The 14,080-nt window shown below is 56.9% G+C and carries 13 protein-coding genes and 1 tRNA gene; 6 read left to right on the top strand and 8 right to left on the bottom strand.

Annotation, left to right across the window (positions count from 1 at the left end; all coding sequences use genetic code 11):
• Positions 1-154: 154 nt before the first annotated feature.
• A tRNA-Ile gene (locus ACR0AD_RS04865) sits at positions 155-231 on the bottom strand.
• Between the two features lie 107 nt (positions 232-338).
• Here ACR0AD_RS04865 and purM point away from each other — a divergent pair.
• The 3 genes from purM (at position 339) to rnd (ending at position 3,250) form a co-directional block, all read left to right on the top strand.
• Positions 339-1,385, top strand: coding sequence for a phosphoribosylformylglycinamidine cyclo-ligase (gene purM, locus ACR0AD_RS04860; RefSeq protein ID WP_480480752.1), 1,047 nt, complete (start codon positions 339-341; stop codon positions 1,383-1,385).
• Positions 1,382-1,978, top strand: a complete 597-nt coding sequence (gene purN / locus ACR0AD_RS04855) for a phosphoribosylglycinamide formyltransferase (protein ID WP_480480754.1) — start codon at positions 1,382-1,384, stop codon at positions 1,976-1,978. Before purM ends, purN begins: the two co-directional genes overlap by 4 nt.
• A 114-nt stretch (positions 1,979-2,092) precedes the next feature.
• Complete coding sequence (gene rnd, locus ACR0AD_RS04850; protein WP_480480756.1) at positions 2,093-3,250, top strand: ribonuclease D; 1,158 nt, start codon at positions 2,093-2,095, stop codon at positions 3,248-3,250.
• Between the two features lie 6 nt (positions 3,251-3,256).
• Here the strand turns inward: rnd and ACR0AD_RS04845 are convergent, their stop codons facing one another.
• The gene (locus ACR0AD_RS04845) at positions 3,257-3,787 is read right to left on the bottom strand and encodes a hypothetical protein (RefSeq protein WP_480480758.1); all 531 of its coding nucleotides are present in this window, start codon (positions 3,785-3,787) and stop codon (positions 3,257-3,259) included.
• A gap of 138 nt (positions 3,788-3,925) precedes the next feature.
• Between ACR0AD_RS04845 and ACR0AD_RS04840 the strand changes: the two genes are divergently transcribed.
• Positions 3,926-4,336 (top strand): SufE family protein, encoded by a 411-nt coding sequence (locus ACR0AD_RS04840; protein WP_267367543.1) that lies wholly within the window; start codon positions 3,926-3,928, stop codon positions 4,334-4,336.
• Between the two features lie 2 nt (positions 4,337-4,338).
• Here ACR0AD_RS04840 and ACR0AD_RS04835 read toward each other — a convergent pair whose 3' ends face one another.
• From ACR0AD_RS04835 to ACR0AD_RS04825, 3 genes are all read right to left on the bottom strand, one after another.
• On the bottom strand, positions 4,339-4,998 hold the full coding sequence (locus ACR0AD_RS04835) for a DUF1638 domain-containing protein (RefSeq protein ID WP_480480760.1): 660 nt from the start codon (positions 4,996-4,998) through the stop codon (positions 4,339-4,341).
• A 77-nt stretch (positions 4,999-5,075) separates the two neighbouring features.
• Complete coding sequence (locus ACR0AD_RS04830) at positions 5,076-6,113, bottom strand: Hint domain-containing protein (RefSeq protein ID WP_480480762.1); 1,038 nt, start codon at positions 6,111-6,113, stop codon at positions 5,076-5,078.
• Positions 6,114-6,259: 146 nt separating this feature from the next.
• Complete coding sequence (locus ACR0AD_RS04825) at positions 6,260-6,958, bottom strand: corrinoid protein (RefSeq protein ID WP_209503809.1); 699 nt, start codon at positions 6,956-6,958, stop codon at positions 6,260-6,262.
• Positions 6,959-7,228: 270 nt separating this feature from the next.
• Between ACR0AD_RS04825 and ACR0AD_RS04820 the strand changes: the two genes are divergently transcribed.
• Positions 7,229-8,296 (top strand): PA0069 family radical SAM protein, encoded by a 1,068-nt coding sequence (locus tag ACR0AD_RS04820; RefSeq protein WP_480485518.1) that lies wholly within the window; start codon positions 7,229-7,231, stop codon positions 8,294-8,296.
• Positions 8,297-8,389: 93 nt separating this feature from the next.
• Here the strand turns inward: ACR0AD_RS04820 and gltA are convergent, their stop codons facing one another.
• Positions 8,390-9,685: a citrate synthase gene (gene gltA, locus ACR0AD_RS04815; RefSeq protein WP_480485519.1), complete on the bottom strand. Its 1,296-nt coding sequence runs from the start codon at positions 9,683-9,685 to the stop codon at positions 8,390-8,392.
• Between the two features lie 121 nt (positions 9,686-9,806).
• Positions 9,807-11,207: a glutamate--tRNA ligase gene (gene gltX / locus ACR0AD_RS04810; protein ID WP_480486471.1), complete on the bottom strand. Its 1,401-nt coding sequence runs from the start codon at positions 11,205-11,207 to the stop codon at positions 9,807-9,809.
• Positions 11,208-11,285: 78 nt separating this feature from the next.
• Here gltX and ACR0AD_RS04805 point away from each other — a divergent pair, with 78 nt between their 5' ends.
• Complete coding sequence (locus ACR0AD_RS04805; RefSeq protein WP_480485521.1) at positions 11,286-13,331, top strand: ComEC/Rec2 family competence protein; 2,046 nt, start codon at positions 11,286-11,288, stop codon at positions 13,329-13,331.
• On the opposite strand, the gene lexA is transcribed toward ACR0AD_RS04805, so the two are convergent.
• Positions 13,328-14,026 carry a transcriptional repressor LexA gene (lexA, locus tag ACR0AD_RS04800; RefSeq protein WP_267364515.1) on the bottom strand — a complete coding sequence of 233 codons (699 nt, stop codon included), beginning with the start codon at positions 14,024-14,026 and terminating at the stop codon, positions 13,328-13,330. The genes ACR0AD_RS04805 and lexA overlap by 4 nt on opposite strands.
• Positions 14,027-14,080 lie beyond the last annotated feature (54 nt).

The raw sequence follows: 14,080 nt of genomic DNA, 5'->3' as shown, positions 1-14,080 counted from the left end.
TTAAACCGAAAGCGAAAATCGATGAACTGAATAAATTCTTCTGATTTCCAAGCGTATGTGGACAGGGTACGCAAGACGTGACGAACGCCTGAGGTCATAAATACAAACAAAACCAGCAGGATGGGCGGTGTGTTCAAGGAACGTGGCGGTGATTTGGTAGGCCCGGAGGGACTCGAACCCCCAACCAAAGCGTTATGAGCGCTCTGCTCTAACCAATTGAGCTACAGGCCCGCCTAGGCGCATTGCGTATCACGGTGAACAGCCGCGTCAAGCCTGACCGTTGCAACAAACGCCACAATCGAATAACCCGCCCGCAAAGCATTCAAAAGGAACTGGCCATGACAGCGGGCAAGAACGGAATCACCTATGCCGATGCAGGCGTGGATATTGACGCGGGCAATGCTCTGGTTGACCGGATCAAGCCCGCAGCAAAGCGAACCAACCGCCCCGGTGTGATGAGCGGTCTGGGCGGTTTTGGCGCACTGTTCGACCTGAAAGCTGCTGGGTATCAGGATCCCATTCTGGTTGGTGCCACGGACGGGGTTGGTACAAAACTGCGAATTGCGATCGATACCGGCGTCGTGGATGGGGTTGGCATCGATCTGGTGGCCATGTGTGTCAATGACCTGATCTGTCAGGGGGCCGAGCCCCTGTTTTTTCTCGACTATTTCGCGACAGGCAAGCTGGACACAGATACAGCCGCGCGGATCATTGAAGGAATTGCCGAAGGCTGTGCACAATCCGGCTGCGCTCTGATTGGTGGCGAAACTGCCGAGATGCCAGGCATGTACCCTGATGGCGATTTCGATCTGGCCGGCTTTTCGGTCGGGGCAATGGAACGCGGCGCTGACCTGCCTTCCGGAGTGCAGGCGGGGGACGTGCTGCTTGGTCTGGCCTCGAACGGAGTGCATTCCAACGGGTATTCACTGGTACGTAAACTCGTCGAACTGTCTGGTCTGGGCTGGGATGCACCGTGCCCCTTTGGTGAAGGTTCGCTGGGCGAGGCGCTGCTTACGCCAACGCGCCTTTATGTCAAACCGGCCCTGTCCGCGATCCGCGAAGGTGGAGTTCATGCACTGGCCCATATCACCGGTGGCGGTCTGACCGAGAACCTGCCGCGCGTACTGCCGGAAGGGTTGGGGGCCCAGATTGATCTGGACAGCTGGCAATTGCCGTCTGTTTTCAGCTGGATGGCGCAGATTGGCGGTATCGCGGAAGCTGAGATGCTCAAGACCTTCAACTGTGGCATCGGTCTGATCATGGTGTGCGATCCAGATAAGGCCGATCAGCTTTCGACCTTGCTGGCCGAGGCTGGCGAGACGGTGTCGCGGATCGGTACGGTCACCGAAACGCCCGGAGTTGCCTATTCGGGCAAACTGCTGTGAACCACAAGCGCGTCGCGATCCTGATTTCTGGGGGCGGGTCCAACATGGTGTCGCTTGTCGACAGCATGACCGGTGATCATCCGGCGCGGCCCTGTTTAGTCCTGTCCAACGATGCGCAGGCGGGGGGGCTGAAAAAAGCTGCGGACCGTGGCATTCCGACCGCAGTGGTCGATCACCGGCCATTCAAGGGCAATCGCGCAGCCTTTGAGGCTGAGTTGCTAAAGCCTTTGGAAGACGCGCGGCCGGATATTGTCTGTCTGGCCGGGTTCATGCGGGTCCTGACCGCGGATTTCGTAACGCGCTTTCAGGGGCGAATGCTGAACATCCACCCCTCATTGCTGCCCAAATACAAGGGGTTACATACCCACGCCCGCGCAATTGAAGCGGGCGATACGGAGCATGGCTGCTCGGTCCATGAGGTGACGGCGGCTCTGGATGATGGCCCAATTCTGGGTCAGGCACGGGTGGATATCGAACCAGCGGATACCCCGGAAACTCTGGCTTCAAAAGTTCTGATCCGGGAACATGAACTTTATCCAGCGGTGCTGCGCCGCATTGCCGAAGGCAACAGGTCACCCGTTCTCATGCAGTGAGGTTCCGAGGGTGATTTACACTCGCCTGAAAATCGTCCTATGGTCGTCGGTATCGCTTGGGGGCGAGGGAAATTACGGGCACTCACAAGAGCAAGAGCAAAACTAGTACGGCGCATGAAAACTCTGACGACGACGCAAGAACTGGCTGATTTCTGCAAGGCGGCCGCAAGCTATCCATACATCACAGTCGATACCGAGTTTCTGCGCGAGCGGACCTATTATTCGAAACTGTGCCTCGTGCAACTGGCGCTTCCCTCTGATGATGAAGACAGCGCGGTTCTGGTTGATCCGCTGGTTGATGGCCTGTCTCTCGAACCGCTGTATGAGCTTTTCCGAAACGAGAACGTGGTCAAGGTGTTTCACGCCGCGCGTCAGGATCTTGAGATTTTCTGGGTCGAGGCCGGTGTTTTTCCCAACCCGTTGTTCGACACACAGGTCGCCGCAATGGTCTGCGGGTTTGGCGAGCAGGTCGGCTATGAGACGCTGGTGCGGAAAATCTGCAAACAGGGCGTCGACAAGACGTCGCGGTTCACCGATTGGTCCCGTCGTCCTTTGACGGAAGCCCAGAAAACATATGCATTGGCGGATGTGACGCATCTTCGCAAGATCTACGAATATCTTGCTGCGGAACTCAAAAAGACGATGCGCAGCCACTGGGTTGCTGAAGAGCTGCGGACGCTGACACAGCCTGCCACGTATGACATTCGCCCCGAAGAGGCGTGGAAGCGGGTCAAAACGCGAACCAACTCGGCCAAGTTCTTGGCTGTTGTGCGCGAGCTGGCGCAGTTCCGCGAAAGGTATGCGCAGGAACATAATGTACCGCGCAACCGGGTCTTCAAGGATGACGCCTTGATCGAACTGGCGTCGACCAAGCCCAAGACAATCGCCGATCTCGGTGGATCGCGCCTTTTGTTGCGCGAGGCGCGAAAAGGACCGATTGCCGAAGGTATTCTTGCTGCGGTGACGAAGGGCACAAATTGTCCGCAGGAAAATCTGCCGAAGATCGACAATTCCCGTGACAACCTGAAGGTCAACCCGGCTTTGGCCGACTTGCTTCGGGTTCTGCTGAAATCCAAAACCGAAAGTTCGGGCGTTGCGGCCAAGCTGATCGCAACAAGTTCCGAGTTGGACCAGATTGCCGCGGGCGAGCGAGAATTGCCCGCGATGTCAGGTTGGCGTTACGAAGTCTTTGGTGAAGACGCGCTGAAACTGTGCGAGGGGAAAATCGCGCTGGCGGCCAAAGGGCAGGCGGTCAAGGTCGTCTCACTTTAACGGCGATTACCGCCGCCGCGATTCCAAGGTGTTCTGTTGCCCGACGACACGGATCAGGCGAATGCCTTCAAGATCCTGAGTCGAAACATTTATGGCATCCGACACCATTCTTGTTCGTTCAGATCCTTGCGGGGTCTCTGAGTTGGGGTAGTTCACGCGGAATACAAATTCCAGAATTCCCTTTTCTTTGTTTTCTTCTGAATTAACCGAAACCAAGCGTGCGTTATAGGCACCCTGCCGAAGCGCGGTGCCAGAGGAATAAATGATCGCGCCTGACGGTATTGGCTCGATCCGCAGCTCATCGATTTTGGCGATTGGAACACTGGTGTCTTCGGCATCTGGGCGCGAAAACAGGCCGCTTCCCTCTCTTGCCTTGGGAACCAACGCATCGGCGGCATTTGGGTCCGGCGGTGTTTCAGACTTCACAGACTTGCTGGAGCCAAACCAGTTTGACGGATTCACCCGCGAGTCGCGCCAGCTGCCGCAGGCAGTCAGGGTCAGCATGGCGATGATAAGAACGAACAGAGACTTTTGCATAGACCCACTGCTTTTCACACGAATTCAGACAATGGGTTAGCGTATATTCTTCGCGTTGAAAAGCCACAGCTGGGGCTGGACAGCAGGTGGTCGTCGGCATAGGTCACATTGTGATTTCAACGAAAGGATCACTGCGCCATGGCCACGCCTGCCTTTGAAGACATTGTCGAGGATTTCGAGTTTCTCGAAGACTGGGAAGACCGGTATCGCCATGTCATCGAACAGGGCAAGGCGATGGAGCCTTTGGATGACGCGTTGAAGGTTCCGGCGACAAAGGTTCACGGCTGCGCCAGTCAGGTCTGGCTGCACCCGATGATCGAAGCAGGTGTGTTCAAGTTTGATGGTGACAGTGACGCGCTGATCGTTCGCGGGCTGATCGCCGTGCTTCGGTCCCTATACAACGGTCTGCCGGTGTCCGAGGTGCCGCAGGTCGATGCGGCAGCGGAACTGGCCCGATTGGGCTTGAACGATCATCTGTCAGCGCAGCGGTCCAATGGTCTGCGGGCCATGATTGAACGCATCCGCCAGGTCGCGCAGGAAAACGCCTGAGGTCACTCAGGGCGGTTTGCCCAGTCTGACAAAGTGGTTTCCAGATCGCCGTAGCCGGTGAAACGCCGTTCGAACGCCAATCCCATGCGGTCCGCGCATTCCCGTGCGCGTTCGGTCAGTTTCGGATCGTCGATCTGGGCCTGATAAATCAGTTTGGTGTAATTGCCGAAATACATGTCCCGCAGTTCCGGGTGGCGATCCAGACCCAGTGGTTTCCAGACAAATGCGTCGAACTGGCGGGCCAGAAAATCAGTCAGGTAGAAGGCAGTTGTTTCGTCCTCGCCGCGTTCCTGAAAGGCCTGATTGCCTTCGAAGAACGAATAGCAATGAGGGCCTTTTACCATCTCGACGCCCAGTTTTTCACAAGCGGATTGCAGCAGACCTCCGGTTCCGCAATCGGCGTAAACCACATAGATTTTTTCGAACCTGTCGCGGTGTTTGGCCACGCTGTCTTCAACTGCTTGGGTGATCCGTTCCGGATGAACATGCAGGATTGCAGGCAGGCAGGTCAGCGCCATGTGATCCCAGCCGTTGCGCGTTTTGATATCCAGAATTTCGCGCGCAAGCGCCCCGCAGGCGATCAGCAGGATGCTTGCGTTTTCCACGCCGTCATAGCCTTTGGTCGTCAGGCTTGCATCATCTGGTAACGTATCGCTTGGCATGGATCGGCATCCTTATGGGCTCATAGCACAAGAGAATGAAAACAGCTTGCAGGCAAGCCTTCTTCCGACATCTCGTGTCAGGCTGCCGACGTTCGTGTTTCGAATGCCGATAACAGAGGCCGAGCGGGCGGGCCGTAGGCGACAGTACCTTGCTTTGATATCTCGGGGAACAAGGACAGGATCTCTTGTCGGGCTGACTGTTCAAGGGCGTTCCAGCTTTGGGCACCGGGATGAAAGCTCTCGCTCAGGCAGCCTTCCGACCAGAGCAGCTCATGCTGATCAAACAGAATGTGAATGTAGGTTACGACCCCGCCGGGTTTGAGGATGATGTCATGTCCGTTGATCAGGTGTTTGGCGGGGGCCAGTGCTTCGTTTTGGCCGGTATGCAGTTCCAGGCGCCAGCTCTGGATCAGCATCCTGTGTTGCTGCGACACCAGCAGATCGCGGGTGTTCCCAAGCGCGCCTGCCTTGAACAGGACCGGCGCGAACACGCCAACCGCCTGAACCCGCCGCTGCCCGACCCAGCGCACCGTTTGAAACCCGTGATCAAGGGTTTCCACCCAGTCGCCGGGGCGCAGCGTTTCCACTGGGCGTTCCCCTTTGCGGGTTCTGATCAGCGTGCCAGAGGTAAAGCAGGGGACCAGGTCCCAGTCTTCACGGCTGGACACCATGCCTGAATATCGATTGCCAGCAAGGCTGTTGAAGGTGATCGAATGTATAGGCCCCGCTTCCAGAGCGGCTTGATCTGCATTGGCCGAGAACTCAGGCACCAAATATGTGTTGCCATCCACATCCTGCGCGACAACGGCAGTAATGTTTGCACTTGTGCCGTCAAAATAAGTGACGGTGGCGTGGTACACTGATGTGCCATCAAAGGTTTGCGGCGCGCCGCCGTCGATCGAAAACCGATCATTGGCAGATATGTTGTTCATGTCATAGGCAGAGCCGGAGTTTCCAACCACGTTCCACGTCACGCTGTTATGCGCCAACGGCGCGTCCGCGTGACCGAAGGTTTGCCCAACCAGGGCAGAGGCGTTTTCGGCGACATTGTTGCCCTCGGCGATATCGATATCGGCAAGTTTGCCCAACGAAATGGCTGTGAAAGACTGCGGCACGGAACCCCCGAAACTTGGACGTTTCGGTTTTTTAACCGCACTTTCGTTTACAAACGGATAAACGATACACCTCATGAAGGGGCGGAGCGCTAAAACGAAAAAGACCGCCCGAAATGGGCGGTCTTTTAAGAAAAACCTTAAAGGTCTTAGCCAGCCAGTTGGTTGTGCTTGCGGCCCACGAAATCCTTGGCGGTTTCCACTGCAACCGCAGCGTCACGGCAGTAGGCGTCTGCACCGATGGCTTTGCCGAACTCTTCGTTCAGCGGCGCGCCACCGACCAGAACAATGTAATCGTCGCGCACGCCCTGTTCGACCAGGGTGTCGATAACGACTTTCATGTAGGGCATCGTGGTGGTCAGCAGGGCGGACATGCCCAGAATGTCGGGCTGTTCCGTTTCCAGTGCTTCCAGGTAATTCTCGACCGGGTTGTTGATTCCCAGATCTACAACCTCGAATCCTGCACCTTCCATCATCATCGACACAAGGTTCTTGCCGATATCGTGGATGTCACCCTTCACGGTGCCGATGACCATCTTGCCAACACGCGGAGCACCGGTTTCGGCCAGCAGCGGCTTGAGGATCGACATGCCGCCTTTCATCGCGTTGGCTGCCAGCAGAACCTCGGGAACGAACAGAATGCCGTCGCGGAAGTCATGGCCCACAATGGTCATGCCGCCAACCAGAGCTTTGGTCAGGATGTCATACGGCGTCCATCCGCGTTCCAGCAGGATATTGGTGCCTTCTTCGATCTCTTCTTTCAATCCGTCATAGAGATCGTCGAACATCTGATCGACCAGTTCGTCATCATTCAGTTCGGACAGGACGATATCTTCTTCGTCGGACATGGGGTATTCCCTGTGCTGGGCGGGCCATCGGCCCGTGGTGGCATTTTTTCCGTTTTGGCCAAAACGTCGCATTCTGACTGTGACGATTGCGACGTTGGTCGTTTCGGGACCGACCTATATGCCAAAAATGGCACCGGCTCGATTGAAAAGTCTGCAATATTATCCTGTTTATTTTTCATCAATGCTTCCCGGTTTCTTCGCGGGGCTGGCTTGCACAGGATTCGTTTCAGGCTTATCGTGCGGTAGGAACAAAAAGGGAACACATGTGCCGTGAGCATCGGGCATATCATCAAAGCAAGGGGGGTGACGTCCAATACGACCGGGCGTTTTGAACGGTTTGCAACGCAGGCTGTTGATGACGGGTGGGTCATCGATGAAGACTTGCCGCCCCTGCGAACCGAGACGCGGGATGAGGTGGCGCGCAGTGCCATCACCTATAACCGTTCACCCGATTTGCCTTTTGACCGTTCGATCAATCCGTATCGGGGGTGTGAGCATGGCTGTGTCTATTGTTTCGCCAGACCAAGCCATGCCTATCTGGGCTTGTCCGCAGGACTGGATTTCGAAACCCGCCTTATTGCGCGCCCCAACATGAGCATCGTTCTGCGCAAGGAACTGTCGGCAAAGTCCTACAAGGTCGCCACGCTCGCGATCGGGACAAACACTGACCCTTACCAGCCCATCGAAAAAAACCGCCTGATTACAAGGTCGTGCCTTGAGGTCTTGCAAGAATTCAACCACCCGGTCGCAATCGTGACCAAAGGAACATTGATCGAGCGTGATCTGGATATTCTGGCTGACATGGCCAGCCGGGGATTGGCGCGGGTTGGTATATCGCTCACCACGCTGGATGCAGGTCTGTCCCGGCGGATGGAGCCTCGCGCACCGTCTCCGGCGCGTCGGTTGCAGACGATCAAAGCGTTGACCGATGCGGGCGTTCCGGTTCGCGTAATGACCTCGCCTATTGTGCCTGGGCTGACAGATCATGAGTTGGAGAACCTGTTGGACTCTGGAAAAGAGGCGGGCGCAGATGCGGCAAGCTGGATCATGTTGCGATTGCCCCGCGAAGTATCTCAGCTTTGGCAGGACTGGCTGGCAGAGCATGAACCCGCCCGTGCAGAAAAGGTCATGTCCAAGCTGCGTGAAATGCATGGCGGGCGCGACTATGATCCACGCTGGGGGCACAGGATGCGGGGTGAGGGGGAATACGCCGAGCTCATCGCCCTGAGGTTTGCTAAAACCTGCAAAAGACTGGGGCTTTCGATCAAATCCGCTCCGTTACGATGCGACCGGTTTGCAGTTCCGCCGCAACCCGGGGATCAAATGAGCTTGTTCTGAAACCAAACGCCGAACCGTCCGCTGCTTCAGTAACGAAAGCAAAAGACCCCGGTTTAACCGGGGCCTTCTGGATTGATTGCGAACTCAAACGGCTCAGCGGTTTTCGATGTCTACGTAGTCGCGCAGCGTCTCACCCAGATACAGCTGACGCGGACGGCCGATCTTGTTCTGTGGATCTTCAATCATTTCTTTCCACTGGCTTACCCAGCCAACAGTCCGCGAAAGTGCGAAGATTGGTGTGAACATTGAGGTCGGGAACCCCATCGCCTCGAGGATGATACCCGAATAGAAGTCAACGTTCGGGAACAGCTTTTTGTCGGCGAAATACGGGTCTTCCAGCGCTTCGCGTTCCAGCTCTTTAGCGACCTGCAGTTTCGGGTTGTCTTCAATGCCCAGCAGATCCAGAACCTCGTCGGCCGACTGCTTCATCACCTTTGCGCGTGGGTCAAAGTTTTTGTACACGCGGTGGCCAAAGCCCATCAGGCGGAACGGGTCGTTTTTGTCTTTGGCACGGGCGATGAATTCGGGAATGCGATCTACGGTACCGATCTCTTCCAACATTTCCAGACATGCCTGGTTGGCGCCGCCGTGGGACGGCCCCCACAAGCAGGCAATACCAGCGGCGATACATGCAAACGGATTTGCGCCCGATGACGATGCCAAACGCACGGTAGACGTTGACGCATTCTGCTCGTGGTCCGCGTGAAGCGTGAAGATACGGTCCATCGCGCGGCTGAGGATCGGGTTGACCTCATATTCTTCGGCGGGAACGCTGAAACACATGCGCAGGAAGTTCGACGCATAGTCCAAGTCATTGCGCGGATACACGAAGGGCTGCCCTGTGTGGTATTTGAAAGCCCATGCTGCGATTGTCGGCATTTTGGCGATCAGGCGATGCGAGGCGACCTCGCGCTGGTGCGGGTCCGCGATATCGGTCGAATCGTGATAGAAGGCCGACATTGCACCGACAACACCGACCATGATGGCCATCGGGTGCGCGTCGCGGCGGAAACCACGGTAGAAATACTGCATCTGCTCATGCAGCATGGTGTGTCGGGTGATTGTGGTTTCGAATTTCTCCAGATCTTTTGCGACCGGCAGCTCTCCGTAGAGCAGAAGGTAGCAGACCTCAAGAAAGTGCGATTTTTCGGCCAGTTGGTCGATTGGATAGCCGCGGTGCAGCAACTCGCCTTTCTCACCATCGATAAAGGTTATGGTGCTGTCGCAGCTTGCTGTCGAAGTGAAACCGGGGTCATAGGTGAATACACCTGCCTGACCGTAAAGCTTTCGAATATCAATGACATCCGGACCGGCGGTCGGGGAATGAACCGGCAACTCATACTCTTTGCCGTGAACGGTCAGAGTGGCTGTTTTGTTGCTGTCAGTCATGGGTATCCCTTCTTCATTCATGCGCACGCCAAAGAAACCTGGGGCAGTGCGGGCAACGACTGCGCGCTTTCGCGCAGTCCGGGTGTTAGCGGAGCAGCGTTACCCGTTTATGAAATTCGGGTTACTTCGCTGCTTCTGAAAGCCGCGCCAGGGTTTCATCCCGTCCCAGCACAAGCATCATGTCAAAAACCGAAGGCGTGACGGCCCGACCAGCCAACGCGGCCCTGAGCGGGCCAGCCAGCTTGCCGAACGTGAGCTCCTTTGACTCGGCAAAGGAATTCAGGGTCTCCTCCAGTTCGTTCCGAGACCAGCTAGCATTTTGCAGCTGCGGCGTCAATTCTTCCAGTATACCGTCGGATACAGATGCCAGCGCCTTTGCCGCTTTCTCGTCGGGAACAATCGGGCGTCCTGTCAGAACAAAATGAGCTTTTTCAAGGAGTTCAGGAAAAGTCCGCGCCCGATCCTTGAGGCAATACATCGCACGTTCCAAATCACTGGATTGTGAATCTGTCAGGGGCGGTAAAGCGGCTGCGGCCAAGTACGCTTCGATTTCACGCCGCAGCGCAGCATCATCAGAGATGGCGATGTGTTGACCACACAGGTTTTCCAGTTTTTTCAGATCAAACCGGGCAGGGCTTTTGCCGATGCCGTTCAGATCAAACCAGTCCTTTGCCTGTGCATCGGTAAAGAATTCATCGTCACCATGACTCCAGCCCAAGCGGGCCAGATAGTTGCGCATTCCAGCGGCGGGATAGCCCATGGCCTGATATTCCTGCGCGCCAAGCGCGCCATGGCGTTTGGACAGTTTCTTACCGTCTGGCCCGTGGATCAGCGGAATATGGGCCCAGACCGGAACATCCCAGCCCATTGCCTCATAGATCATCATCTGGCGCGCCGCGTTATTGAGGTGGTCATCGCCGCGAATGACATGGGTAACACCCATATCATGATCGTCGACCACCACTGCCAGCATGTAGACCGGTGTCCCGTCGGAACGCAGCAAAACCATGTCATCCAGTTGGTCGTTGCGAATGGTCACGTTGCCCTGAACCTGATCGCGGATCACTGTTGTGCCGTCCTGCGGAGCCTTGATGCGAACGACAAATGGCAGGTCGGGATGTGCTGAAGGATCAGCGTCACGCCAGGGGCTGCGGAACAGGGTCGACTTGCCCTCCGCCCGTGCCTGTTCACGAAAGGCGGCAATTTCGTCCTGCGTCGAGAAGCATTTATATGCCTTTCCCTCGGCCAGAAGCTGGTGCGCGACTTCAGCATGCCGGGCAGCTCCTTCGAACTGGCTGATTACGTCGCCATCATGGTCCAGTCCCAGCCATTCCATGCCCTGAAGGATCGCGGCGGTCGCCTCGGGGGTCGAGCGTTCCCGGTCGGTGTCTTCGATCCGCAGCAGGAACTTTCCACCACGTCCGCGGGCGTAAAGCCAGTTGAACAATGCGGTGCGCGCGCCACCGATGTGCAGAAAACCTGTGGGCGAGGGGGCAAAACGTGTGACGACCTGTTCGGACATGTTGAGGATTAACCTTTTGGTAACCGTATCTGGCATAGTTTGACGCCTGTCTAACGAGCCCGAAGGACGGGGGCAACCATGCGTGTTCTTGCACGGGTCGAGGCCGCGCTGCTGCACCAGACAGGGTACCTGTTTCCGTGGACGCCAGTCATGCTGGCAACGGGGATCGGTCTCTATTTCGGTGCCCGGAGCGAGCCCGGCTGGCCGGTATACGCAGGTCTGTTTTGCTTGTTCCTGGCTCTTTTTGCCTTAAGCCGCCGGCTGCCACCGGGGGTGGGAACGTTAGCGACCGGGGGGGCGCTGATTGCGGTCGGTGTTATACTGGCAGGTACTCGCGCCCATATGGTGGCAGAACCGGTTCTGTCCTGGCGGTACTATGGCCCTGTCGAGGGGAGGGTCGTCGCCATGGATCGGTCTGCCTCGGATGCGTTGCGGTTGACGCTCGATCAGGTGCGCGTAGGGGACGTACCGAATGAGCGCAGGCCGCGACGCATCCGTCTTTCTGTTCATGGCACGACAGACCCTTTTGCGCCTGGCCAACGGATCATGACCACAGCGCATCTTTCGCCGCCGCAGGGCCCGGTTGAACCTGGCGGGTTCGATTTTCGTCGCCATGCCTGGTTTCAGGGGCTGGGTGCAGTCGGGTATACCCGCGTTCCTGTTTTGACGATTGCGCCAGCCAAAGACGGTATTGGCGGTGTTCGGATTACCGCAATCCGAATGGCGATATCGCGGCGAGTGAAACAAATCCTGCCCGGAGAAATCGGTGGGTTTGCTGCTGCCGTCACCACAGGTGATCGCAGTGGTATGGGGCAAGAGACTCTCTTGTCCCTGCGCGCGTCGAACCTGGCGCATTTGCTTGCCATTTCCGGGCTTCACGTGGGGTTACTGACGGGTTTTGTTTTTGTGGCCTGTCGCATTGGTTTGTCACTGATCCCCTACGTGGCATTGAGGCTACCTGTTCGAAAAGTTGCGGCTGTGTTCGCGCTGATCGCGGCAACGCTTTATTTACTGCTATCCGGCGGGAATATTGCAACCGAACGCGCCTATGTCATGGTCAGTGTCATGCTGGGGGCCGTGTTGATCGACAGGCGTGCGATCTCGTTGCGTGCGGTTTCTGTTGCTGCGCTGATCGTTCTGGTTCTTTGGCCCGAGTCGCTGCTGAGCCCGGGGTTTCAGATGTCCTTTGCAGCAACGACAGCCTTGGTCGCCGTCTTCGGCGCATTGCAAAAGGTGGGTCCGTTACCGGGCCCGAATTGGTTAAAGCCGATTGCTGGCGTGGTAATGTCCTCGGCGATAGCTGGGCTTGCCACGGCCCCAATTGGCGCTGCGCATTTCAATACGATGTCTCACTATGGATTGCTGGCGAATCTGCTGTCAGTGCCCGTGATGGGCCTTGTTGTTGTACCTGCGGCAGTTGCCGCCGCACTGGCGGCCCCTTTTGGGTTGGAGGCTGTCCCGCTGACCGTAATGGGCTGGGCTCTGCGTTGGATCCTGTGGGTGTCAAACTGGGTGTCGCATCTCGGCGGTGCTCAGGGTTTTGTAGTCAGTCCGCCCTGGTATGTATTGCCACTTGTTGCTGTTGGGGCTTTGTGGCTGGCCTTGTGGCAAGGGCGCGCGCGTTGGTACGGGGTCGGGCCCGTCATTCTTTCATTTTTGCTTTGGAATTCGGGCCACAGGCCAGATGTTCTGATTGCAGAAAACGGGGGGTTGGTCGGCGTGATGACCTCTCAGGGTCGGGCCTTGAGTAAAAGCAAAGGCAGTGGGTTTGTCGCCAGCGTCTGGCTGGAGAATGACGGTGACGGTGTTGATCAGATTGCGGCAGCAGGCCGATGGCCGGATAGCAGCACCGTTCAGCGATACCCTTATCAGGATATGGAAATCATCCATATTTCGGGCAAAAAGGCTGCGCGCGCGTTCGACGAATGCAAACACAACCAGATCATTGTTTCGACGGTCGCGCTGCCCCTTGCGGGCGCGTGCGCCATCTTCGATCCGGATCACCTGAGCGAAACCGGCAGCCTGTCATTGTCGGACGGAAAGCTGACTTCCAGCGCAGAACTGACAGGCCAACGGCTCTGGTCCCCGAAGCCCGCCGGGGACCGTCGTTTGAAGCAAGATTAATAGGTCCGGATCAGACCGACTAGGCGACCCTGAACCTTGACCATTTCTTCGGGAAGAACGCGCGTCTCATAAGCCGGGTTGGCCGCTTCGAGTGCAATAGCGTTGCCGCGGCGGAAAAAGCGTTTCAGCGTCGCTTCCTGATCTTCTACCAGTGCAACCACGATATCACCGTTATCAGCAGTCGCGGTTTCGCGGATGACGACCACATCCCCGTCATTGATGCCCGCGTCGATCATCGAGTCGCCGCGAACCTCTAGCGCATAGTGCTGGCCTTTTCCGGAAACCATGGGGCCGGGGACCGCTACGTGATGAGACACGTGGCTGATCGCCTCAATGGGGACACCCGCCGCGATCCGACCCATCACCGGCAATTCCAGCGCATCCACAGCAACTGGCTCAATATTGGTCGGGCGGGGGCCCTTGGGCCTGTCACCCTCGATCACGCGGGGTGAAAAACCGGCAGTTGGTTCGCCGCCAAGGCTTTCGGGAAGTTTCACAATTTCAATCGCGCGGGCACGATGCGCGAGGCGACGAATAAAGCCACGTTCCTCCAGTGCAGTGATCAGCCTGTGGATGCCGGATTTCGACCGCAGGTCAAGCGCGGCCTTCATTTCATCGAAACTGGGCGGAACACCGTCCGCCTGCACGCGTTTTTGGATGAATTTCAACAAATCCAATTGCTTCTTGGTCAGCATTGCTCACACCTCGTCGCTCATGTGTTTTCTTTTGTTCTACTCATGTTCACGTTT

Source organism: Ruegeria sp. BH8 (assembly GCF_056538065.1).
The sequence above is the reverse complement of the archived record's forward strand: the minus strand, read 5'-3'. Positions and strand labels throughout refer to the sequence as shown.

Coding starts and splice junctions, on each gene's coding strand:
- ACR0AD_RS04825 (WP_209503809.1), bottom strand. CDS start 6,958: ATGTCCGACGAAGAAGATATCGTCCTGTCCGAACTGAATGATGACGAA.
- purM (WP_480480752.1), top strand. CDS start 339: ATGACAGCGGGCAAGAACGGAATCACCTATGCCGATGCAGGCGTGGAT.
- gltX (WP_480486471.1), bottom strand. CDS start 11,207: ATGTCCGAACAGGTCGTCACACGTTTTGCCCCCTCGCCCACAGGTTTT.
- ACR0AD_RS04835 (WP_480480760.1), bottom strand. CDS start 4,998: ATGCCAAGCGATACGTTACCAGATGATGCAAGCCTGACGACCAAAGGC.
- ACR0AD_RS04845 (WP_480480758.1), bottom strand. CDS start 3,787: ATGCAAAAGTCTCTGTTCGTTCTTATCATCGCCATGCTGACCCTGACT.
- rnd (WP_480480756.1), top strand. CDS start 2,093: ATGAAAACTCTGACGACGACGCAAGAACTGGCTGATTTCTGCAAGGCG.
- gltA (WP_480485519.1), bottom strand. CDS start 9,685: ATGACTGACAGCAACAAAACAGCCACTCTGACCGTTCACGGCAAAGAG.
- ACR0AD_RS04840 (WP_267367543.1), top strand. CDS start 3,926: ATGGCCACGCCTGCCTTTGAAGACATTGTCGAGGATTTCGAGTTTCTC.
- lexA (WP_267364515.1), bottom strand. CDS start 14,026: ATGCTGACCAAGAAGCAATTGGATTTGTTGAAATTCATCCAAAAACGC.
- ACR0AD_RS04805 (WP_480485521.1), top strand. CDS start 11,286: ATGCGTGTTCTTGCACGGGTCGAGGCCGCGCTGCTGCACCAGACAGGG.